This is a genomic window from Ruegeria sp. BE10, assembly GCF_056538905.1.
Genome location: NZ_JBQFTX010000008.1, coordinates 198509 through 216319, shown reverse-complemented (window position 1 = coordinate 216319; position 17811 = coordinate 198509). Strand labels below are relative to the sequence as shown.

18 protein-coding genes and 1 tRNA gene are annotated in these 17811 nt (G+C 58.7%); 11 read left to right on the top strand and 8 right to left on the bottom strand.

The features are described from left to right. Positions 1–242: 242 nt before the first annotated feature. Together msrQ and msrP are read right to left on the bottom strand one after the other, a co-directional pair. On the bottom strand, positions 243–857 hold the full coding sequence (msrQ, locus tag ACR0M2_RS17405) for a protein-methionine-sulfoxide reductase heme-binding subunit MsrQ (protein ID WP_170352003.1): 615 nt from the start codon (positions 855–857) through the stop codon (positions 243–245). A gap of 4 nt (positions 858–861) precedes the next feature. Further along, a complete protein-coding gene (gene msrP / locus ACR0M2_RS17400) occupies positions 862–1764 on the bottom strand; it encodes a protein-methionine-sulfoxide reductase catalytic subunit MsrP (RefSeq protein WP_170352004.1) in 903 nt (300 codons plus the stop codon). A 306-nt stretch (positions 1765–2070) separates the two neighbouring features. Here msrP and ACR0M2_RS17395 point away from each other — a divergent pair, with 306 nt between their 5' ends. Continuing rightward, on the top strand, positions 2071–2976 hold the full coding sequence (locus ACR0M2_RS17395) for an alpha/beta hydrolase (RefSeq protein WP_480706247.1): 906 nt from the start codon (positions 2071–2073) through the stop codon (positions 2974–2976). Between the two features lie 48 nt (positions 2977–3024). Here the strand turns inward: ACR0M2_RS17395 and clpB are convergent, their stop codons facing one another. After that, a complete protein-coding gene (clpB, locus tag ACR0M2_RS17390) occupies positions 3025–5643 on the bottom strand; it encodes an ATP-dependent chaperone ClpB (protein WP_170399974.1) in 2619 nt (872 codons plus the stop codon). 129 nt (positions 5644–5772) lie between these two features. Beyond that, positions 5773–6093, bottom strand: coding sequence for a hypothetical protein (locus tag ACR0M2_RS17385; RefSeq protein WP_170361983.1), 321 nt, complete (start codon positions 6091–6093; stop codon positions 5773–5775). Between the two features lie 150 nt (positions 6094–6243). On the opposite strand from ACR0M2_RS17385, the gene pyrF reads away from it, so the two are divergent. After that, the gene (gene pyrF / locus ACR0M2_RS17380) at positions 6244–6948 is read left to right on the top strand and encodes an orotidine-5'-phosphate decarboxylase (RefSeq protein ID WP_170361982.1); all 705 of its coding nucleotides are present in this window, start codon (positions 6244–6246) and stop codon (positions 6946–6948) included. 358 nt (positions 6949–7306) lie between these two features. Further along, positions 7307–8560 (top strand): DNA polymerase IV, encoded by a 1254-nt coding sequence (locus tag ACR0M2_RS17375; RefSeq protein WP_480689955.1) that lies wholly within the window; start codon positions 7307–7309, stop codon positions 8558–8560. 2 nt (positions 8561–8562) lie between these two features. On the opposite strand, the gene ACR0M2_RS17370 is transcribed toward ACR0M2_RS17375, so the two are convergent. Next, the gene (locus tag ACR0M2_RS17370) at positions 8563–9423 is read right to left on the bottom strand and encodes an N-formylglutamate amidohydrolase (RefSeq protein WP_480706245.1); all 861 of its coding nucleotides are present in this window, start codon (positions 9421–9423) and stop codon (positions 8563–8565) included. A gap of 148 nt (positions 9424–9571) precedes the next feature. Between ACR0M2_RS17370 and ACR0M2_RS17365 the strand changes: the two genes are divergently transcribed. From ACR0M2_RS17365 to ACR0M2_RS17330, 8 genes are all read left to right on the top strand, one after another. Further along, positions 9572–9646 (top strand) — tRNA-Val (locus ACR0M2_RS17365). 91 nt (positions 9647–9737) lie between these two features. Next, complete coding sequence (gene ykgO, locus ACR0M2_RS17360; RefSeq protein ID WP_008755722.1) at positions 9738–9863, top strand: type B 50S ribosomal protein L36; 126 nt, start codon at positions 9738–9740, stop codon at positions 9861–9863. 182 nt (positions 9864–10045) lie between these two features. Then, a complete protein-coding gene (locus ACR0M2_RS17355; protein ID WP_170352011.1) occupies positions 10046–10423 on the top strand; it encodes a hypothetical protein in 378 nt (125 codons plus the stop codon). Next, positions 10413–10928 carry a hypothetical protein gene (locus tag ACR0M2_RS17350; RefSeq protein ID WP_170414875.1) on the top strand — a complete coding sequence of 172 codons (516 nt, stop codon included), beginning with the start codon at positions 10413–10415 and terminating at the stop codon, positions 10926–10928. The genes ACR0M2_RS17355 and ACR0M2_RS17350 overlap by 11 nt, the downstream gene beginning before the upstream one ends. A 29-nt stretch (positions 10929–10957) precedes the next feature. Continuing rightward, positions 10958–11521 (top strand): hypothetical protein, encoded by a 564-nt coding sequence (locus ACR0M2_RS17345; protein WP_170352013.1) that lies wholly within the window; start codon positions 10958–10960, stop codon positions 11519–11521. A 141-nt stretch (positions 11522–11662) separates the two neighbouring features. Then, positions 11663–12679, top strand: a complete 1017-nt coding sequence (locus tag ACR0M2_RS17340) for a Fe(3+) ABC transporter substrate-binding protein (protein ID WP_480706243.1) — start codon at positions 11663–11665, stop codon at positions 12677–12679. Positions 12680–12798: 119 nt separating this feature from the next. Then, positions 12799–13353: a helix-turn-helix transcriptional regulator gene (locus tag ACR0M2_RS17335; protein ID WP_170361980.1), complete on the top strand. Its 555-nt coding sequence runs from the start codon at positions 12799–12801 to the stop codon at positions 13351–13353. Beyond that, the gene (locus tag ACR0M2_RS17330) at positions 13350–13868 is read left to right on the top strand and encodes an N-acetyltransferase family protein (RefSeq protein ID WP_480706242.1); all 519 of its coding nucleotides are present in this window, start codon (positions 13350–13352) and stop codon (positions 13866–13868) included. The genes ACR0M2_RS17335 and ACR0M2_RS17330 overlap by 4 nt, the downstream gene beginning before the upstream one ends. A gap of 14 nt (positions 13869–13882) precedes the next feature. Here the strand turns inward: ACR0M2_RS17330 and ACR0M2_RS17325 are convergent, their stop codons facing one another. From ACR0M2_RS17325 to ACR0M2_RS17315, 3 genes are all read right to left on the bottom strand, one after another. Further along, complete coding sequence (locus ACR0M2_RS17325; RefSeq protein WP_480706240.1) at positions 13883–15127, bottom strand: molybdopterin molybdotransferase MoeA; 1245 nt, start codon at positions 15125–15127, stop codon at positions 13883–13885. A 270-nt stretch (positions 15128–15397) separates the two neighbouring features. Then, complete coding sequence (nadC, locus tag ACR0M2_RS17320; protein ID WP_480706238.1) at positions 15398–16246, bottom strand: carboxylating nicotinate-nucleotide diphosphorylase; 849 nt, start codon at positions 16244–16246, stop codon at positions 15398–15400. Further along, positions 16243–17808, bottom strand: coding sequence for an L-aspartate oxidase (locus tag ACR0M2_RS17315; RefSeq protein ID WP_480706236.1), 1566 nt, complete (start codon positions 17806–17808; stop codon positions 16243–16245). The genes nadC and ACR0M2_RS17315 overlap by 4 nt, the downstream gene beginning before the upstream one ends. Between the last annotated feature and the right edge of the window lie 3 nt (positions 17809–17811).

Sequence of the window (17811 nt, the reverse complement as noted above, 5' to 3'; positions counted from 1 at the left end):
TCTCCGCCGTCTCCAGCGTCCCAACACCGCCTCAGCAGCGCCGGTGAAGGGGGTTCTAAGGTTTACCCAAACAACCCGCAAGTGGAAAATTCGACAAACTCGCAAAAAACCGCAGATTTAAATTTTACCCATATAAATCATAAGCTTAAATAATGTCACACTCCACGAAACCCGCAACACGCAGCGCATCCCACCTCGAATCTCAGCTTTTGAACAGGCTTACCCATAGACTCAGCGCCGAGTCAGATGGAATCGGCCTGACGCGACCGAGTCAGCACACCGGATATAGGCAAACGCAGTAGCAACAGGCCGACGATTGCAGACAGATAGACCAGCGGTTCAATCTGGAAGCCCTTGGCCAACATGACATAGTGCAGCCCACCCAGAATCGCCGCAGGAAACACCAGGCGCTGCAAGCTGCGCCATCGCGGACCCAATTTCCGCACCGACAGATTGTTCGACGTCACCGCCAACGGCAGCATCAAGACAAAAGCGGCCATGCCGACCGTTATATAAGGGCGCTTAACGATATCCGCCCAAATCTGGCTGGGCACCTGCACATCCAACACAAGCCACACCAACAGATGCAGCGTGACATACGCAAAGGTCAGAACCCCAAGGGCGCGGCGGAACTTCAGCAGGTTCAGGCCAAGGAAACGCCGCAGAGGAGAAATCGCCAGCACACCAATCAGAAGCTGTAACGCCAACTCTCCGTAACGATGCTCCAACGCCTCTATCGGGTTTACGCCCAATCCGCCTGTCAGCCCCTGGTAAAACAACCAGGGCGCTGGAAGCGCCCCAATCAAGTAGACCGCCCAAGCGGGAATACGGCGTAATATATGATTCACCTGCTGCATAGACTTAATAGTATTGCGAAAGATCCATGCCTTCGTACAGCCCGGCGACCTCGTTCTCATAGCCGTTGAACATCAGGGTTGGGATACGCTTGGCAAAGAGACCGCCGCCGATTTCACGTTCCGAGGCTTGCGACCAGCGCGGATGGTTCACGTTCGGGTTCACGTTACTATAGAAGCCATACTCACGTGGCGCCGACATGTTCCAGCTGGTGGGTGGCTCTTCTTCTGTCAGAGTGATCCGCACGATCGACTTGATCGACTTGAAGCCGTATTTCCACGGCACCACCAAACGCAGCGGCGCACCATTCTGGTTTGGGATCGGCCGATCATAAATACCCGTCGCCATGATGGTCAGCGGATGCATCGCCTCATCCAAGCGCAGACCCTCGCGGTAAGGCCACTCCAGAATCGGGTAGCGCACGCCCGGCATCTCATCGGGGATCAAGGCGGTTTCAAAGGCCACGTATTTGGCCCCTTCCTGAACACCTGCCATGTTCAGAAGATCAGCCAGTTCGAACCCGTTCCATGGGATCACCATCGACCAGGCCTCGACACACCGGAAACGATAGATGCGTTCTTCGACCGTCATCTCGGACATGATATCCTTAAAGTCATAGTCGCCCGGATTGTCGACCAGACCGTCGATCTTAACACTCCATGGTTCGGTGGTCAGCGCACCGGCATATTTGGCAGGATCATCCTTGCCGGTCCCGAATTCATAAAAGTTGTTATAAGACGTGATCTCTTCCCAGGTGTTCGGCTCCAGCGCTTCTTGCGCTGCCGCGCCGCGCGCCATCCCCGCCAGTCCGACACCTGCCAGCCCGGCCATAACCTGACGCCGGTTCAAAAACGCCGCCCTTGGGGTGACGTCCGCATGTGTCAATGTATTGGTCCAGCGATGCGCCATGTATGTCTCCGTTGTCAAAACACCTCGGGTATGAGGTAGATCGCTGATAGCACAGTGCCAAGGTAATGAGCGTCACGATTGAGCGACGAGATTGTAACGTAGTCGCCTGTAGGCGTGGACTTCAGAACGTTCCCAACCAAGCTAAGCTTTGCAATTCAGGCCCGGAACGTGCAGGCTTTGCAATGGATCGACAGACGTAGTGCGGTGTTTTTGGGGAAACCGTCAAAGCATACCTGCATCCATTAGATCCCTTGCGCCTGCTGACATTGCGATATCAATGGTATGAACCACAGAAAAAACAAACCTATGCTCGCCCCCGCCGCAATCAGTGCCAAGGCTGCATCTTATGCCGAACAAGCCGCAATTCGGGATCTAACGCAGCCTCTTCCCGAAATGCGGGCTATGTTGCGAGAGGATTACGCAGACAGTTGTACCGCAGCCGTAGAAATGTCCGGCGTTGCACTGTCCGATGAAACAATTGGCGGTGTGCGTTGCATGGTTATCACTCCTGCCGAACCGCGCTCTGGCCGCAGGTTGGTCTATCTGTTCGGCGGCGGCTTTACCCTTGGCAGCCCGTTTGAGGATTTGCCAATCTCAGCCTGGCTGGCGGCCAAGACCGGCGCGGTCGTGATTGCACCGGACTATCCCTTGGCCCCCGAAGCGCCATACCCGGCGGCCCTTGATGCCTGCACCGCAGTCATCTCGTCTGTACTGGCCGAAACGCCTGGGGCTTGCCTGTGCGGAGAATCTGCCGGGGGAAATCTTGCATTGGCTGCAGTCCACAGAATGCGCGCAAATGGCGTTCCGTTACCAACGGCACTGGCCCTGCTTTCACCTTTTGTCGACCTGCAGAACAACGGGGACAGCGGACTGGCAGATCGCGACCCGTTTCTAAATCAGTCTGAAATCGACTTTTTCCGTGACTGTTATGTTGGCAAAGAGGTCGACCTGACAGCCCCCGACGTATCTCCGATTTACGGCCCCTTCGACGCAGACTTTCCACCCGTCTTTCTGACTTCGGGAACCCGCGATCATTTGTTGAGCGGTTGCGTGCGTCTGGATCGCCTGCTGCGACAGGCCGGCGCCGACTGCACCCTGCGTGTATGGGAGGGCATGTGGCACGTGTTCGAGTTTTACCCGGAGATACCCGAAGCCGATGCCTCGCTGACGGAAATCGCTGTTTTTCTGAATGGGCATTTTGCCAAGGTGTAAAAAAAAGACCCGCCAGTTTGGCGGGTCTTTCTGGTTTCCAATCTCAGATCAATGCACCACGGCATCGTCCGGGCGGGGTCGATCTGACGTGCCCAGCCTGTCACCGATGATCAGACCTTCGGCTCCGGTGGTCACCGGGACAGTCTCGCCGTCCTTGATCTCGCCGGCCAGCAGGGCCTCGGCCAATGGGTTCTGAAGCGCGCGCTGAATCACGCGCTTCAGCGGACGCGCACCAAAGACCGGATCATAGCCTTCGTTCGCCAGCCATTCCTTGGCGCCATCGTCCAGTGCCAGCTCGATCTTGCGGGCGGCCAGACGTTTCTGCAGGCGTGCCATCTGGATATCAACGATGCCATCCATATCGGCCCGCTTGAGCCGGTCAAAGATGATCGTTTCGTCCAGACGATTCAGGAATTCCGGCCGGAAATGCGCCCGGACCGCATCCATCACGTCGCGTTTGGCCTGCGCACTGTCCGCACCTTCGGGCAACTGGCTGAGCGCCTGAGAGCCGAGGTTCGACGTCAGAATGATCAGCGTCTGCTTGAAGTCCACGGTGCGGCCCTGACCATCGGTCAGCACACCATCGTCCAGAACCTGCAACAGCACGTTGAACACATCCGGATGCGCCTTTTCGACCTCGTCAAACAGCACGACCTGATAGGGCCTGCGTCGCACGGCTTCGGTCAGCACACCGCCTTCATCATAACCGACATAACCCGGAGGGGCACCGATCAGACGGGCGACCGCGTGTTTCTCCATGAACTCGGACATATCGATGCGTACCATCGCGTTGTCGTCGTCGAACAGGAAGTTTGCCACGGCCTTGGTCAGCTCGGTCTTACCCACGCCGGTCGGCCCGAGGAACAGGAACGAACCCAAGGGGCGGCCTTCGTCGTTCAGACCCGCACGGGCACGGCGCACAGCGTTGGCGACAGCAGTGACCGCCGCATCCTGACCGATCACACGGGAATGCAGATCGTCTTCCATCCGCAGCAGCTTCTCGCGCTCACCTTCCAGCATTTTCGAGGTCGGGATACCCGTCCAGCGTTCGACCACCGAAGCGATCTGTTCCGGACGCACCGTCTCCTCAGCCATCATGGCATTGCTTTCGGCGTTTTCGGCCTCAGTCAGCTTTTTCTCAAGCTCGGGGATGACGCCGTAAGACAGCTCACCCGCCTTGGCGAGGTTGCCTTCGCGTTTAGCGATCTCCAGATCGGCCCGCGCCTTGTCGAGCTGCTCCTTCAGATCGCGCGCACCTGCCAGCTTATCGCGTTCGGCCTGCCACTGGGCGGTCATCTCGGCGGATTTCTCCTGCAGGTCGGCCAGATCCTTTTGCAAGGTTTCCAGACGATCCTTGGAGGCTGCGTCATCCTCAAGCTTCAGCGCTTCTTCCTCGATCTGCATCTGCAGAATCTGACGATCAAGTTGATCAAGTTCTTCTGGCTTGGAGTCTACCTCCATCCGCAGACGCGACGCCGCCTCATCGACCAAATCGATGGCTTTGTCAGGCAGGAACCGGTCGGTGATATAGCGATGCGACAGGGTCGCCGCCGACACCAGTGCCGAGTCCGAGATGCGCACACCGTGGTGCAGCTCATACTTCTCTTTAATACCGCGCAGGATGCTGATCGTGTCCTCGACCGTCGGCTCCTGCACCATCACTGGCTGGAACCGTCGCGCAAGGGCCGCGTCTTTTTCGACGTATTTGCGGTACTCGTCCAGCGTGGTTGCACCGATGCAATGCAGCTCACCCCGTGCAAGCGCGGGCTTGATCAGGTTGGCGGCATCCATCGCACCGTCAGATTTACCGGCACCGACCAATGTGTGCATCTCGTCGATGAACAGGATAATCTCACCGGCGGCCTCGGTGACCTCGGTCAGAACAGCCTTGAGGCGTTCTTCGAACTCACCGCGGTACTTCGCCCCGGCGATCAGCGCGCCCATGTCCAGCGCCAGCAGTTTCTTGTCCTTCAGCGATTCCGGCACATCACCATTGATGATGCGCAGGGCCATACCTTCGGCAATCGCGGTCTTACCGACGCCGGGTTCCCCGATCAGAACCGGATTGTTCTTGGTACGACGCGACAGAACCTGCATCGAGCGACGGATTTCCTCATCCCGTCCGATGATCGGGTCGATCTTGCCCTCGGCCGCAGCCTCGGTCAGGTCGCGCGCATATTTTTTGAGCGCGTCATAACCTTCCTCCGCCGACGCGCTGTCAGCGGTGCGACCCTTGCGGATATCATTGATCGCCTCGTTCAGTTTCTGCGCGGACACAGCGCCGGCATCCAAAGCGTCCTTGGCTTTGGATTTCACCATGCACAGTGCCATCAACACGCGTTCGACCGGCACAAAGCTGTCGCCCGCTTTGGTGGCAATCTTGGCGGCCTCGTCCAATACCTTGGCGGTCTGGCCGTCCATGTAAATCTGGCTTGCGTCGCCGCTGACCTTCGGGATTTTGGCCATCGCAGCATCCAGCGCCTCGACCACACGGTTCGGCGCGCCACCTGCACGTGTGATCAGGTTGCTGGCCAGCCCCTGATCGTCATCCATCAATGCTTTCAAAATATGTGTGGGCTCCAACCTCTGGTGCCCCTCGCGCAGCGCAATCGTCTGCGCCGCCTGCACGAACCCCCGTGCCCGCTCGGTGAACTTGTTCAAGTCCATAGCATTCTCCTTTATCTCAAGCGCCCTGAATGTGATGCGCCCGCTTGGCGGCACGCGTCGGTCTGGGCCTCACATTCAATCTGGGAAATATCTTTGACGGTTCAAGAGGCTAAGCCGCAGATTCCGCACTTAACGGCGCGGTACGGAATAGACTGTATACCCTCCGGTTTTTGCGACTTGCCGTGCATTATACATGTCGACCAATGATTGCGCCGCATCGCTGCCTGAGGGGCAGGACACAAGATCAGCCGCGTCATCCAGAAAATCGACGGTAAAGGCCGTTTCGCCGGTTAACTGGCAATCATCGTCGGTCGAACGATAGCCGCGCACAAGGCGCAGGTCCTGATTGGTCGGGGATCTGATGACCGTATCTGCGGCCTCTGGCTGCAACGGCATTTGCTGACAGCCAACCAAAGACAAAACAAACCCCGCACCTGCAAACTGTTTCATGAGTCCCCCATCTTAAATGTTCTTTGTAACGGGAGGACCATAGCACACTCAGTCATGAGGATTGCGACTTCGATCAAACATCGGTCCTGCATGGACACAAGGCGCGGAACCCGTTAGGACGCAGACGTTTGCCAAAAAGGAGCTTGCCCCATGTCCGATGACCGCCTGATCGTTGCCCTTGATGTTCCAAACGCCTTGCAAGGTCTGGCCATGGCCGAGCGGCTGGGCGATGCCGTATCTTTCTACAAGATCGGACTGGGTATGCTGACCGGGGGCGGGCTGGCCCTGGCTAATGAGCTGAAACAGGATCACGGCAAGCGCATTTTTCTGGACATGAAGCTGTTCGACATCGGCAACACAGTGGAAAACGCTGTGCGCGGGTTAGCACAGTTCGATCTGGATTTCCTGACCGTGCATGGTGATCCCCATGTGGTACGCGCCGCGAAAGAGGGTGCCTCGGGCAAGGACCTTAAAATCCTCGCCGTGACCATCCTGACCTCGCTGAACCGCGACGATCTGGATGCCAGCCTGCTGAAAGAGGGCAACGTGCAGGAACTGGTGGTCGAACGTGCGGCACGCGCGCTAGAGGCCGGGGCCGATGGCGTCATCGCCAGCCCGCAAGAGGCCGCGCTGATCCGCGCCCTGCCCCAGGCCGAAGGTCGTCTGATCGTTACTCCAGGTGTCCGACCAGCAGGCGCAGCATTGGGCGATCAGAAACGTGTGGCCACCCCGGCCAGTGCAATCAGCGACGGTGCCGATCACATCGTTGTTGGCCGCCCGATCTATCAGGCACAGGACCCAAAAGCCGCAGCCCAGGCGGTTCTTGCTGAGTTAAATTCCTTGACACATCACTGACAAGTGCCACCAAATCAGCGAATTTCCGCGCAGAAACGGCTTGCAACCAGTTGACCTAACGTCACTTTCCGGCCCAACCGTGCCAAATCGCCGCTGTGCCCCAAAACACACATGAAAAATACGAGTTTCTCATGTGTGACCTCGGTCCTATCGAAATTGGCGGTTTTGCGCGATTCTAGGGGTGTGATACTCCCCGCGGACCCTCTCTTCCTGAGGTCCGTCACCTCCCCCCGCCACTTCGCGGGGGGTCTTCTTTCGGACATGACCCTGCTTTCAGTAATCGCTGGCATTTCGTGCCACAGCTGGGGCTGGTATAAGGAAACCACTAATTGAATCGCATGAAAGGCGGGAAGATTTCATGCCCGGTCTCTGCCGAGATTGCCTGACCACATTGACCGACGAACGGCGCTGCACTGCCTGCGGCAGCCCGCGGATCAAGGCGCATCCCGAGCTGTTTGATCTGTCCATCGCACATATGGATTGCGATGCCTTCTATGCTTCGGTCGAAAAGCGGGACAATCCCGAGTTGGCCGACAAGCCGGTAATCATCGGCGGCGGCAAACGCGGCGTGGTGTCGACCGCTTGTTATGTGGCGCGCATTCGCGGGGTGCGGTCGGCCATGCCGATGTTCAAAGCCTTGCAACTGTGCCCCGAGGCGGTGGTGATCAAGCCGCGCATGTCGGTCTATGCCGAAGTGTCGCGCGAGATTCGCAAGATGATGGACGAACTGACCCCGGTGGTCGAACCGCTGTCGCTGGACGAGGCGTTCATGGACCTGTCCGGCACGCAGCGCCTGCATGGCGCGCCGCCTGCCGTTATGCTGGCGCGGCTGGTTGGGCGGATGAAGGATGAGTTGGGCGTGACCGGCTCTATCGGGCTGTCGCACAACAAGTTTCTGGCCAAGGTCGCCTCGGACCTCGACAAGCCCCGCGGATTCTCGGTGATCGGAAAGGCGGAAACGGCTGAGTTCCTGTACGACAAACCCGTGCGGCTGATCTGGGGCATCGGCCCTGCCGCGCAGGAATCGCTGGATCGCGCGGGTATCCGCAGTTTTTCCGACCTGCTGCGCTGGGACCAAGAGGCGCTGACCGCACGGTTCGGATCAATGGGTTACCGGCTGTGGCATCTGGCGCGCGGGCAGGACAAGCGACGCGTCTCGGCCCATGAGCCGATGAAATCCATCAGCAACGAAACGACGTTTTTCGAAGATACCGCCAGTTTGGATATTTTGGATGGGCACATCTGGCGCCTTTCCGAAAAGGTGGCGGACAGGGCAAAGGCCAAAGGATTGGCCGGGCGTGTTGTCACCCTGAAACTCAAACGAGCCAATCACAAGATCATCACCCGGCGCATTTCCCTGCGCGATGCCACCCAGATTGCCGATCGCCTTTATCGCACGGCCCGTGGCCTTTTCGACCAGGTTGGCGATCAGGGGCCATATCGATTGCTGGGCGTTGGCTTGTCTGATTTGTGCCCCGAAGCGCAGGCCGATATATCGGGCGATTTGCTGGATCCCGGAGCAACTCAGCGATCACAGGCCGAACGCGCCACCGACGAGATTCGGCGCCGCTTTGGCAATGATGCAATTGTGAAAGGCCGCGCGCTGCGCTGAGCTTACTCGGCCGCCAGGCGGACCGGATCATCGCCAATGCTGGCGATTTCCTGAATGATGTCGCGCAGAATCTCTTGAAACAGGGCAAAATTCTCATTCGGCACGATGTTGGCCTCGTCCATATAAAGCGCCCGGTCAACTTCGATCTGCACCGCATGTTGATGACGGGCGGGGCGGCCATAGGTCTGGGTCACATACGCCCCGGCAAAGGGCGCGTTGCGTGCCACGTTCAGCCCGGCGGACACAAAGGCCGCTTCGATCTGATCCACAACCTCGATCGAGGCGGACGCGCCAAACCTGTCCCCCAGCACCACATCTGGCCGCTTGGATTTCGCGTTGCTGGCCATGGCGACCGCCTCATGCGGCATCGAGTGGCAATCGATCAATATCGCCTGGCCGAAGACGTCGAGTGATTCGGCCAACAAGGATTTGAGACGTGCATGATAGGGCCGCCAGCAGGTGTCGATGCGCAGGCGCGCCTCGTCCATTGTCAGCTTGCCGCGATAGATCGCACGCCCATTGGCCACCACGCGGGGAATCACCCCCAACCCGGATGCCACCCGCGGGTTATGCCCGGAACGTCGCGCCCCTTGGACCAGTGCCGGATCCAACTCCTCGGCACTGCGGTTCAGATCCAGATACGCCCGCGGCAACACTGCCGAGATCAACGGCGCGCCAAATTTAGCCGCCGCAGAAAACAGCTGATCTACAAAGGCATCTTCCGAGGATCGAATCACATTTTCACTTAGAACCGTGCGGTTCAACAGCGTTTGAGGGTAACTCCGACCACTATGAGGAGAAGAAAACACCACGCATGACGTGCGTCTGGCGGGCATGTCCAATACATAGGGGGCGTTCGGCATGGTGACTCCTTGTTCGCATTGAACATAGACTGGAAAATAGTTCTACCAAACCCCTTGAACCCCTTTGCGACTCCTTTTATAGACCCCGCTACCGGCGCGGGGTTCCGCGCCCCATTTCGTTATGGGGTAGGACAACGCAACGGGACGTGGGCGGTTAGCTCAGCGGTAGAGCACTTCGTTGACATCGAAGGGGTCACAAGTTCGATCCTTGTACCGCCCACCATGATTTCACTGTTCCGGGCTTCCGGGGCACCCGACTAACCCAGGCGCTGGCCACGTCCTTGATGAAGGCGCCGCAGATTGGAGACAGACCAATGAAGGTCAAGAACTCGCTCCGCTCGCTCAAGAACCGGCACCGTGATTGCCGTATTGTGCGTCGCAAAGGCCGCGTCTACGTGATCAACAAGACGCAGCGCAAGTTCAAAGCTCGTCAGGGCTAAGAACTGCACATAACCACTTAAAGAAACCGCGCCTTCGAGCGCGGTTTTTTTGTTTTCCAAATATTTTTTTCGCCTGTGTCTAGCCCGGCAAGGGGCCAGGCATGTTTGAATTTGATATTTCGCGTTGTGATAGAGCGTTCTCGTGTTAACGTTCTCCGGATTTTCGATGACGGGAGGTCAACTTGGCCGACGGTGAAATACTCGGAACGACCCTGACCGATATGGTCGCGGATATTGGCAGGAGCGTGGCGCAAGCCGCCGAGCAACTAAGCCTCGACCAGTTGAACGCCCTGAAGAACTACCCGCAGGAGCTTCGCGACATGGGCATCCCACCGGTTTTCTATCACATGCAGGATGTCGATGTGGAATTGAAAGTCGTAATGGAGATGAGCACTAAGACGGAAGAAGGCAAGCGGCCCGCAATCATCTCGATCTTCATGGGACCGAAGTTGACCCAGACCGATACGGTCGACACCAAAAGCGCATCGACCATGCGCATGCGCTTTGCTCCGGGCCCAGTAGATGACAACAGGTCACCAGAGGACACCGATGGCACGTAAGACAGTTAAGGCCCCCAAGAGGCCACCTATTGATGTACGCGTCACCGAATTGCCCGAAGCCTTTGCGACACTGTTGCAGTCACTTGCTGACCGTCTTACCGCAATGGAGCAGCGCGAGACCACTTTGCTTCAAACAATTTCGGACCTGCAGAATCGGATTGACGATCTGGAAGAAGGCGGCGGCGGCATGCTGATGGGCACGGGGTCTCCGGTAACAAACCCGTTGGCTCAGGGTCGGTCAGAAATGAATTCGGGCGACGAAGACACTCAGGTTGTCGACGCTCAGGAATTTTCACAGGCACTGGGCGAACAGATTCTCGCCGGTTCAGACGGAAGCAGCGAGTTTACCATCGACAATGTAAAGGTCGAGGCCGTGGTCGGGCTGGGCCAAGATGGCAATAAGGCACAGATCGCAACCAACGCCAAGAAACAGGCGGTCAGCCAGAACGCATCGAAAGTTACGTTTTCGGTCCGAAGGCGGTCAAAAACGCAAATCATCGAGTGAACACAAATTTTTCAAAAGGAGTTTGAACAATGAGTATCGGGCAAGAACTGCTGAACGTTCCCTTTGCAGAAATGGTTCAAAAGCTGGCACTTTCGGTCGCTGAATCACAAAGCGAGTTGGATCGTCATTCGACCGACATGGCTAAATATATGGCCGACCAAAAAATCCTGCTTCCTGATCTCTCCAATCCCGACGGCCCCGCCAAAGAATTCAGCCTCGTGTCGATGGGATTCCTCCCTGCATTCTATGCGGTGCAGGAGGCCGAGATAGAGGTCAAAATGGCAATCTCGATGACCAAACAGACCGAAAAATCAGGTAGCGCTTCAGTGAAAGGCGGCTGGGGGCCCGTGGCGGCCCAGGTCAACGCCAGCTATTCCTCGCGCTATGCCTATAGTCAGGAAGGTGCAAGCAGGTTGACCATCAAACTCGCACCGGCCGATCCGCCGGTCATGCTGCAAAAATACATGGAAGCTGTAACTCAGGCCATGTTGACCAAGGAACCGGTACTCAGCGACGATCCGGAACCTGAGCCGGCGCCGTCACCCGCACCACCGCAACCGGAAGGAAGACAGAGCAAACAGCGTCGATCCTGACAGCAAGTGCGCAGCAGGAAAGGCGAGCGACATTTTGACCAACTAAATTTGTCAGATTTCCTTGCATCCCCCTCAGAATCGTTTAATTGACCAAATCAGTCGGGTTAATACCCGCAACGATTTTCAATGTTGGGACAAATGATGCTGAAATCCTCTACCTGCGTTGCCGCCGCTCTGATGGCTTTGGTTGCTACCTCTGCCGCCGCCGAAGGTGAACTGAACCTGTACTCTTCACGCCACTACGACACCGACGAACGTCTCTATTCTGATTTCGAAGAGGCGACCGGCATCACCATCAACCGTATCGAAGGCAAGGCCGACGAACTCATTGCACGGATGGAAGCTGAGGGCACCAACTCGCCCGCGGACATCCTGTTGACTGTAGACACCTCGCGTCTGGCGCGGGCCAAAGACGCGGGCATTTTGCAATCGATCGACAGCGCTGTTCTCGAAGAGCGTATCCCCGCCAATCTGCAAGACAATGACAACCAATGGTTCGGCTTTTCGCAGCGTGGCCGCATTATCTTTTTCGACAAGGAAAACGTAGCCAACCCGCCGGCCACCTACGCCGATCTGGCGAAACCTGAATACAAGGGTCTGGTCTGCATCCGCTCGTCCAGCAACACATATAACCAGACGCTTCTGGCATCGATCATCACCCACGAAGGACCTGAGGCCGCCAAAGCCTGGGCCGAAGGCATCGTCGCCAACATGGCGCGCGATCCGCAGGGCGGCGACACCGACCAGCTGCGTGGCATTGTTTCGGGCGAATGTGATATCGCCGTGTCGAACACCTATTACTTTGCCCGCGCCATCCGCAAAGATGTCAAAGGCGTTTCGTCGGAAATCGACTCAATCGGCTGGGTGTTCCCTAACAACGACAGCACTGGCGCGCACATGAACCTTTCCGGGGCCGGTGTCGCCGCGAATGCACCGAACAAGGACAATGCGATCCTGTTCCTGGAATACCTGGCCAGCGACTCGGCCCAGCAGTATTTCTCGGCCGGCAATGACGAGTTCCCAGCGGTGAACGGCGTCGCACTTGCGGACTCGGTCAAGTCACTGGGTGAGTTCAAGGCAGATGAAGTGAACCTGTCCGAGGTCGCAAAGAACCTTCCTGAAGCGCAAAAAATCTTCAACGAGGCTGGCTGGAAATAACCCAGCGCACGAGATCTTAACACTTTGAAGGGCGCAGAAATTTCTGCGCCCTTTTTTATTGCGTATTACATATTTTTGGAGAATAATCTCTATAATGAACGATATTCTCACATATGAACATGTTGGATGATCTCTCGAACCGCCTCGCCAACCGTCTGAACGAACTGCGCCGGAGCCATGGGTGGTCACTGGACCAACTGGCCGAACACAGCGGCATCAGCCGCGCCACGCTTTCGCGGATGGAAAAGGGCGATGTCAGCCCGACCGCTGAAACGCTGGGGCGGCTCTGTGCAGCTTATGGCCTGCCGATGTCGCGTCTGCTGATGATGGTCGAAGACAGTTTCGACCCTCGCGTACCGTTCGAACGGCAACCCGAATGGCGCGACCCGGAAACCGGATTTACCCGTCGCTCGGTATCTCCGCCCGCCACTGGGCTTAGCGGAGAGGTGCTGGAAGGTCACCTGCCCCCCGATGCGATAATCACGTACGATGCGCCACCAAAGCCTGGGCAAGAACATCACCTGATCATGTTGGACGGCGCGCTGAAACTGACCGTAGACGGCGTTGCCCATGATTTGAATGGCGGCGATTGCCTGCGCTATCACCTTGCGGGTCCCACGCGGTTTGAAACAACGCCCGCGCGTGGGGCACGGTACCTATTGGTGCTGATATGATTACACGCATCGACGATTGCAGCTTTGACACCGCCTTGGACGACCTGACCGATATCCTGCACGCTTGTGTACAGGACGGGGCCAGTATCGGGTTCATCCTGCCCTTTTCATCGGATCAGGCCCGCGCCTATTGGCAAGACCGGGTGCGGCCCAACGTACAGACCGGCTCGCTGGACCTGTTCGTCTTTCGTGAAAACGAACGCATTGTGGGCACGGTGCAATTGATCCCCGCGACGATGCCCAACCAGCCACACCGGGCCGATGTGGCCAAACTGCTGGTTCACCCCAGCGCCAGACGCCGGGGTTTGGGGCGGGTCTTGATGGCGGCGCTTCAGGACCGGGCTATCCAGCTAGGCCGTACCTTGCTGGTGCTTGACACACGCAGTACAGACCCGTCACGCATCCTGTATCAAAGCCTAGGCTTTCAGATCGCCGGAGAGATCCCGGACTATTGCCGCAATCCGCTTGAGGACCGGCTAGAGCCTACGACCTATATGTACAAAAACCTAAGTTGATCCGGGCATCTGTTTCAAAAACGAAGAAACGGCAACTTATGACCTTGTGGCAGCGTTTCGGTTTCCGCAGGGATGACTGCAAGACCATCCGCCTGTGCCAGCGTCGCAACCCGGCCGCTATATGAAGGTGCCATCAAACGCAGCCGTGGAACGCCGTCGGAAGTCGTGCCATTGATCATGACCGGACGGTATTCCTGACGCCCAGCGTGGCGCTGCAGCGGTTCGGCCAGCACCGCCTGTTCCGGGGTTGGCGGCGTATGACGCAGACCAGCCCGACGCGCCATCATGTGCGACCCGATTATCTGCCATGTCACAAAGGCCGAAACCGGATTGCCCGGCAGCCCGACATAAAGCGCGTCGCCGAACCGACCGAACATGATCGGCTTACCAGGTTTCATGGCCACCTTCATCACGTCAATCTGGCCGCCAATGGCTTCAAACAGGCGCGGCATGTGATCTTCATCCCCCACCGAAACACCACCCGTTGTGACAATGAGATCGGCATCATCGCAGGCCTGCCGCAACACCTGCTCCAGCCGCTCGGGGTCATCTGCGACCGGGCCTATATCCATCAGATCAATCCACGGCTTGTTCAGCAAAGCCTGCAGCATATAGCGGTTCGAGTTGTAAATCTGGCCCGGGCCCAGCGGTTCACCGGGTTGTTGCAGCTCATTACCGGTGGAAAAAAGGGTGACCTTCAGCTTCCGGAATACATTCACATCGCCATACCCGGCCGAAGCCAGTGCTGCAGCTTCGCGCGCGGTGATCTCGCATCCTTGCGACAGGATCGGGGTACCGGCCTTCAAGTCCTCCCCCGCGCGGCGGATATGTTGGCCAGGTTTGGGACGGCGGGTAAATCGGATACCTCCGGTGGTGGCCTCGCAATCCTCCTGCATCAGCACGGCGTCGAAATCGGCGGGCACTGGGGCACCGGTAAAAATGCGCAAGGCCGCACCCGCTGGCGTATCATGGGCACCGCTGTCCCCGGCGGCGATGCGTCCTGCCACCGGCAGGTTGAACACGGGCCCTTTGCCCAGATCAGCCGTGCGGACGGCAAAGCCATCCATGGCTGAATTGTCGAAGGCGGGCATGTCCACCTTGCTGGTGCAATCCTCAGCCAACACCCGACCCGTCGCATCGATCAGGGACACGGTTTCGGTCTCGGCAATCGGGTCGGCAACGGTCAGTCCGCGAGCCAATGCCTCTGTCACCGTCAGATACATCCGAGCGTGCTGGTCGCAACCACATCCATCAGCCATTTGAGCCCTCCAACCGGTCAAACACCTCTTCCAACCCAGCGCGTTCAACGCGAGCCTCTTCTTAGTTGGAGCTTGGGCCGTCGACAGCCATCACACCCCCAAACTGTCCATGGGCACGGCAATCAGGATTGCACAGCCCAGCCAGCGATATGCCCCCAATGAACAACACTGGCGCAGAGCCGTCATTGACATAGGTCACGATCACTATTCGCGGGCGGTCAGAGGGAATGGCACCGGAGCGGCCCCCATCCGCGAGAGGATTTGATTTGTTTAGAAATCCAGCCCGATATCAATGGTGCGATAGGAATGAGTCAGCGCCCCGGATGAAATGTAATCCACGCCGGTTGCCGCCACGGCGGCCACGGTGTCGTGGCTGATATTGCCCGATGCCTCGGTCACGATCCGGCCGTCGACCAGTGCCACCGCCTGTTTCAATGTCTCGGGTGGCATGTTGTCCAGCAACACGACATCGGCCCCGCCGACCTCCAGCACTTCGGCCAGTTGGTCCAGCGTGTCCACTTCGATCTCGACCTTCATCATGTGCGAGGCGCGGGCCTTGGTAGCCTCAAGCACGGCGCGTACCCCACCGGCAGCGGCGATGTGGTTGTCCTTGATCAGGATCGCATCGGACAGGGAAAAGCGGTGATTGAACCCGCCACCATGCAGAACCGCTTGTTTTTCGACAATACGCAGGCCGGGCGTGGTCTTGCGGGTGCAGGTGATGCGAGCATTGGTGCCTTTGGTCTCGGCCACCAGCGCCGCCGTCGCGGTCGCCACCCCGGCCATGCGCCCGGCATAGTTCAGCGCCACCCGCTCACCCGACAGGATCGAAGCGGCGCTGCCCTCAATTTCCATCAACGTATCTCCTTTTGTGCAGCGTTGGCCGTCGGCGATGTGGGTGGTGACACGCAGCGCCGGGTCGACCAGACGGAACGCCAGCGCAGCCACCTGCATACCCGAGACAACCGCGTCCTCGCGCGCGTTCAGGCGGGCAGAATAAGTGGCTTCCGCAGGGATTACGGTCAGGGTGGTGATATCGCCATTGGCCCCCAGATCCTCCATCAACGCGGAACGTACCATCGGTTCAAGGATCAAGTCGGGCAGGGCCGGGTATTTCATACTGTGTCCTTTGCAATGCGGTCCCGCAGGGCCAGCGCCTCGCTCAGCGTCAGGGCCGAGCGTTGGCCGGGGCCGGGGGTAAGATCGGGGAAATCGGATCGGGAATGGGCACCGCGACTTTCTTCGCGCAACAGCGCGGCAGCCGCGATCAGGGTGGCGGTGGCGGTCATGTTAAGAAACAGATCAGAGCCCGCATGCCGGGCTTCCAACGTCGCGATTTTCGTCAACGCTTGGCGCAGGCCGGTACCATCGCGCACCACACCCACATGTTCGGTCATGGTTTCGCGCAGGGCGGCCACGTCCCTTTCATTGATCGGCTCACCACCGGCGACAAAACAAATGTCCACCTCAGCCGCGTCCTGCGCACTCACAACGGTTGCAATGTCGCGCGCGCAAGAGCGGGCAAACACCAGCGCCTCAAGCAACCCGTTCGACGCCAGCCGGTTCGCCCCATGCAACCCGGTTGAGGCTGCCTCGCCACACACCCACAACCCTGTTAATGAGCTACGCCCGTCCAGATCGGTCTCAACCCCGCCCATGTGATAATGCGCCGAAGCGGTCACGGGGATGGGGTCGGTCGCAGGATCGACACCGTTGCGCAAACAGGCCTCGGTGACCGCGGGGAATTGCCTAGCCATCTCGGCCCCGATGGCCTGGCGCGTGTCCAATGCCGGGCGTTTGCCCGCCTGCGCCTGCAGGTAAACGGCGCGCGCAACCGTGTCGCGGGGGGCCAGTTCCGCGTCAGGGTGGATGTCGGGCATAAACCGGTGGCCGGAGCTGTCGATCAGGATGGCACCGTCGCCCCGAAGCGCCTCGGTTGCCAGTGGCGTCGGGTCCTCGCCCACGTCGATGGCGGTGGGATGAAACTGTACAAATTCGGCATCTGCAATGCGCGCGCCTGCGCGAGCAGCCATGCCGATCCCCTGCCCGCGGATACGTGCAGGATTGGTGGTTTGGGCATAAAGGCCCGAGGATCCCCCCGTGGCCAGAACATGCGCTGATCCGCGCAGCAATATCGGCGGCGCATCGGCGGCATCGGCGCGGGTCAGGTAAACGCCGGTCACTTGTGTACCGTCGCTTTCCAGCCCGACGGCCTGAGCGCCCTCGATCACTTGAATCGACGGCGTTCGGCGCACCTCCTCGATCAGAGCACGCATGATCTCGGTTCCGGCCTGATCGCCCTTGACGCGGACCACGCGGGCTGCGGAATGCGCGGCCTCGCGCGATTGCACGAACCCACCATCGGCGGTGCGATCAAACCCGGTGCCCAAGTCGGACAGATCATAAATATGTTCCGGTGCGGCATTGGTGACGAACTCGGCCACCTCGCGCAGGACCGACCCGGCCCCGGCGCGCATGGTGTCGTCCGCGTGCGCTTCGGGGCTGTCCGTCCGCGCCATGGCAGCGGCAACGCCGCCTTGTGCCCAGGCCGAGCTTGCACCCGATCCAAGCGGTTCAGGCGAAATCATCACCACAGGGCAAGGGGCCAGCTTCAGGGCCGCATAGACTGCCGCCAGCCCGGCGCCGATGATGACCACACGCGGCGTCTCAACGCTCTGCATGTC

Bases quoted from the DNA above. Each gene is read 5' to 3' on its own strand.
- ACR0M2_RS17325 (WP_480706240.1), bottom strand. From the start codon at position 15,127: ATGGCTGATGGATGTGGTTGCGACCAGCACGCTCGGATGTATCTGACG.
- pyrF (WP_170361982.1), top strand. From the start codon at position 6,244: ATGTCCGATGACCGCCTGATCGTTGCCCTTGATGTTCCAAACGCCTTG.
- ACR0M2_RS17330 (WP_480706242.1), top strand. From the start codon at position 13,350: ATGATTACACGCATCGACGATTGCAGCTTTGACACCGCCTTGGACGAC.
- ACR0M2_RS17375 (WP_480689955.1), top strand. From the start codon at position 7,307: ATGCCCGGTCTCTGCCGAGATTGCCTGACCACATTGACCGACGAACGG.
- ACR0M2_RS17350 (WP_170414875.1), top strand. From the start codon at position 10,413: ATGGCACGTAAGACAGTTAAGGCCCCCAAGAGGCCACCTATTGATGTA.
- ACR0M2_RS17395 (WP_480706247.1), top strand. From the start codon at position 2,071: ATGCTCGCCCCCGCCGCAATCAGTGCCAAGGCTGCATCTTATGCCGAA.
- ACR0M2_RS17385 (WP_170361983.1), bottom strand. From the start codon at position 6,093: ATGAAACAGTTTGCAGGTGCGGGGTTTGTTTTGTCTTTGGTTGGCTGT.
- ACR0M2_RS17370 (WP_480706245.1), bottom strand. From the start codon at position 9,423: ATGCCGAACGCCCCCTATGTATTGGACATGCCCGCCAGACGCACGTCA.
- msrQ (WP_170352003.1), bottom strand. From the start codon at position 857: ATGCAGCAGGTGAATCATATATTACGCCGTATTCCCGCTTGGGCGGTC.
- ACR0M2_RS17335 (WP_170361980.1), top strand. From the start codon at position 12,799: ATGTTGGATGATCTCTCGAACCGCCTCGCCAACCGTCTGAACGAACTG.
- ykgO (WP_008755722.1), top strand. From the start codon at position 9,738: ATGAAGGTCAAGAACTCGCTCCGCTCGCTCAAGAACCGGCACCGTGAT.
- msrP (WP_170352004.1), bottom strand. From the start codon at position 1,764: ATGGCGCATCGCTGGACCAATACATTGACACATGCGGACGTCACCCCA.
- nadC (WP_480706238.1), bottom strand. From the start codon at position 16,246: ATGAAATACCCGGCCCTGCCCGACTTGATCCTTGAACCGATGGTACGT.
- clpB (WP_170399974.1), bottom strand. From the start codon at position 5,643: ATGGACTTGAACAAGTTCACCGAGCGGGCACGGGGGTTCGTGCAGGCG.
- ACR0M2_RS17315 (WP_480706236.1), bottom strand. From the start codon at position 17,808: ATGCAGAGCGTTGAGACGCCGCGTGTGGTCATCATCGGCGCCGGGCTG.
- ACR0M2_RS17345 (WP_170352013.1), top strand. From the start codon at position 10,958: ATGAGTATCGGGCAAGAACTGCTGAACGTTCCCTTTGCAGAAATGGTT.
- ACR0M2_RS17340 (WP_480706243.1), top strand. From the start codon at position 11,663: ATGCTGAAATCCTCTACCTGCGTTGCCGCCGCTCTGATGGCTTTGGTT.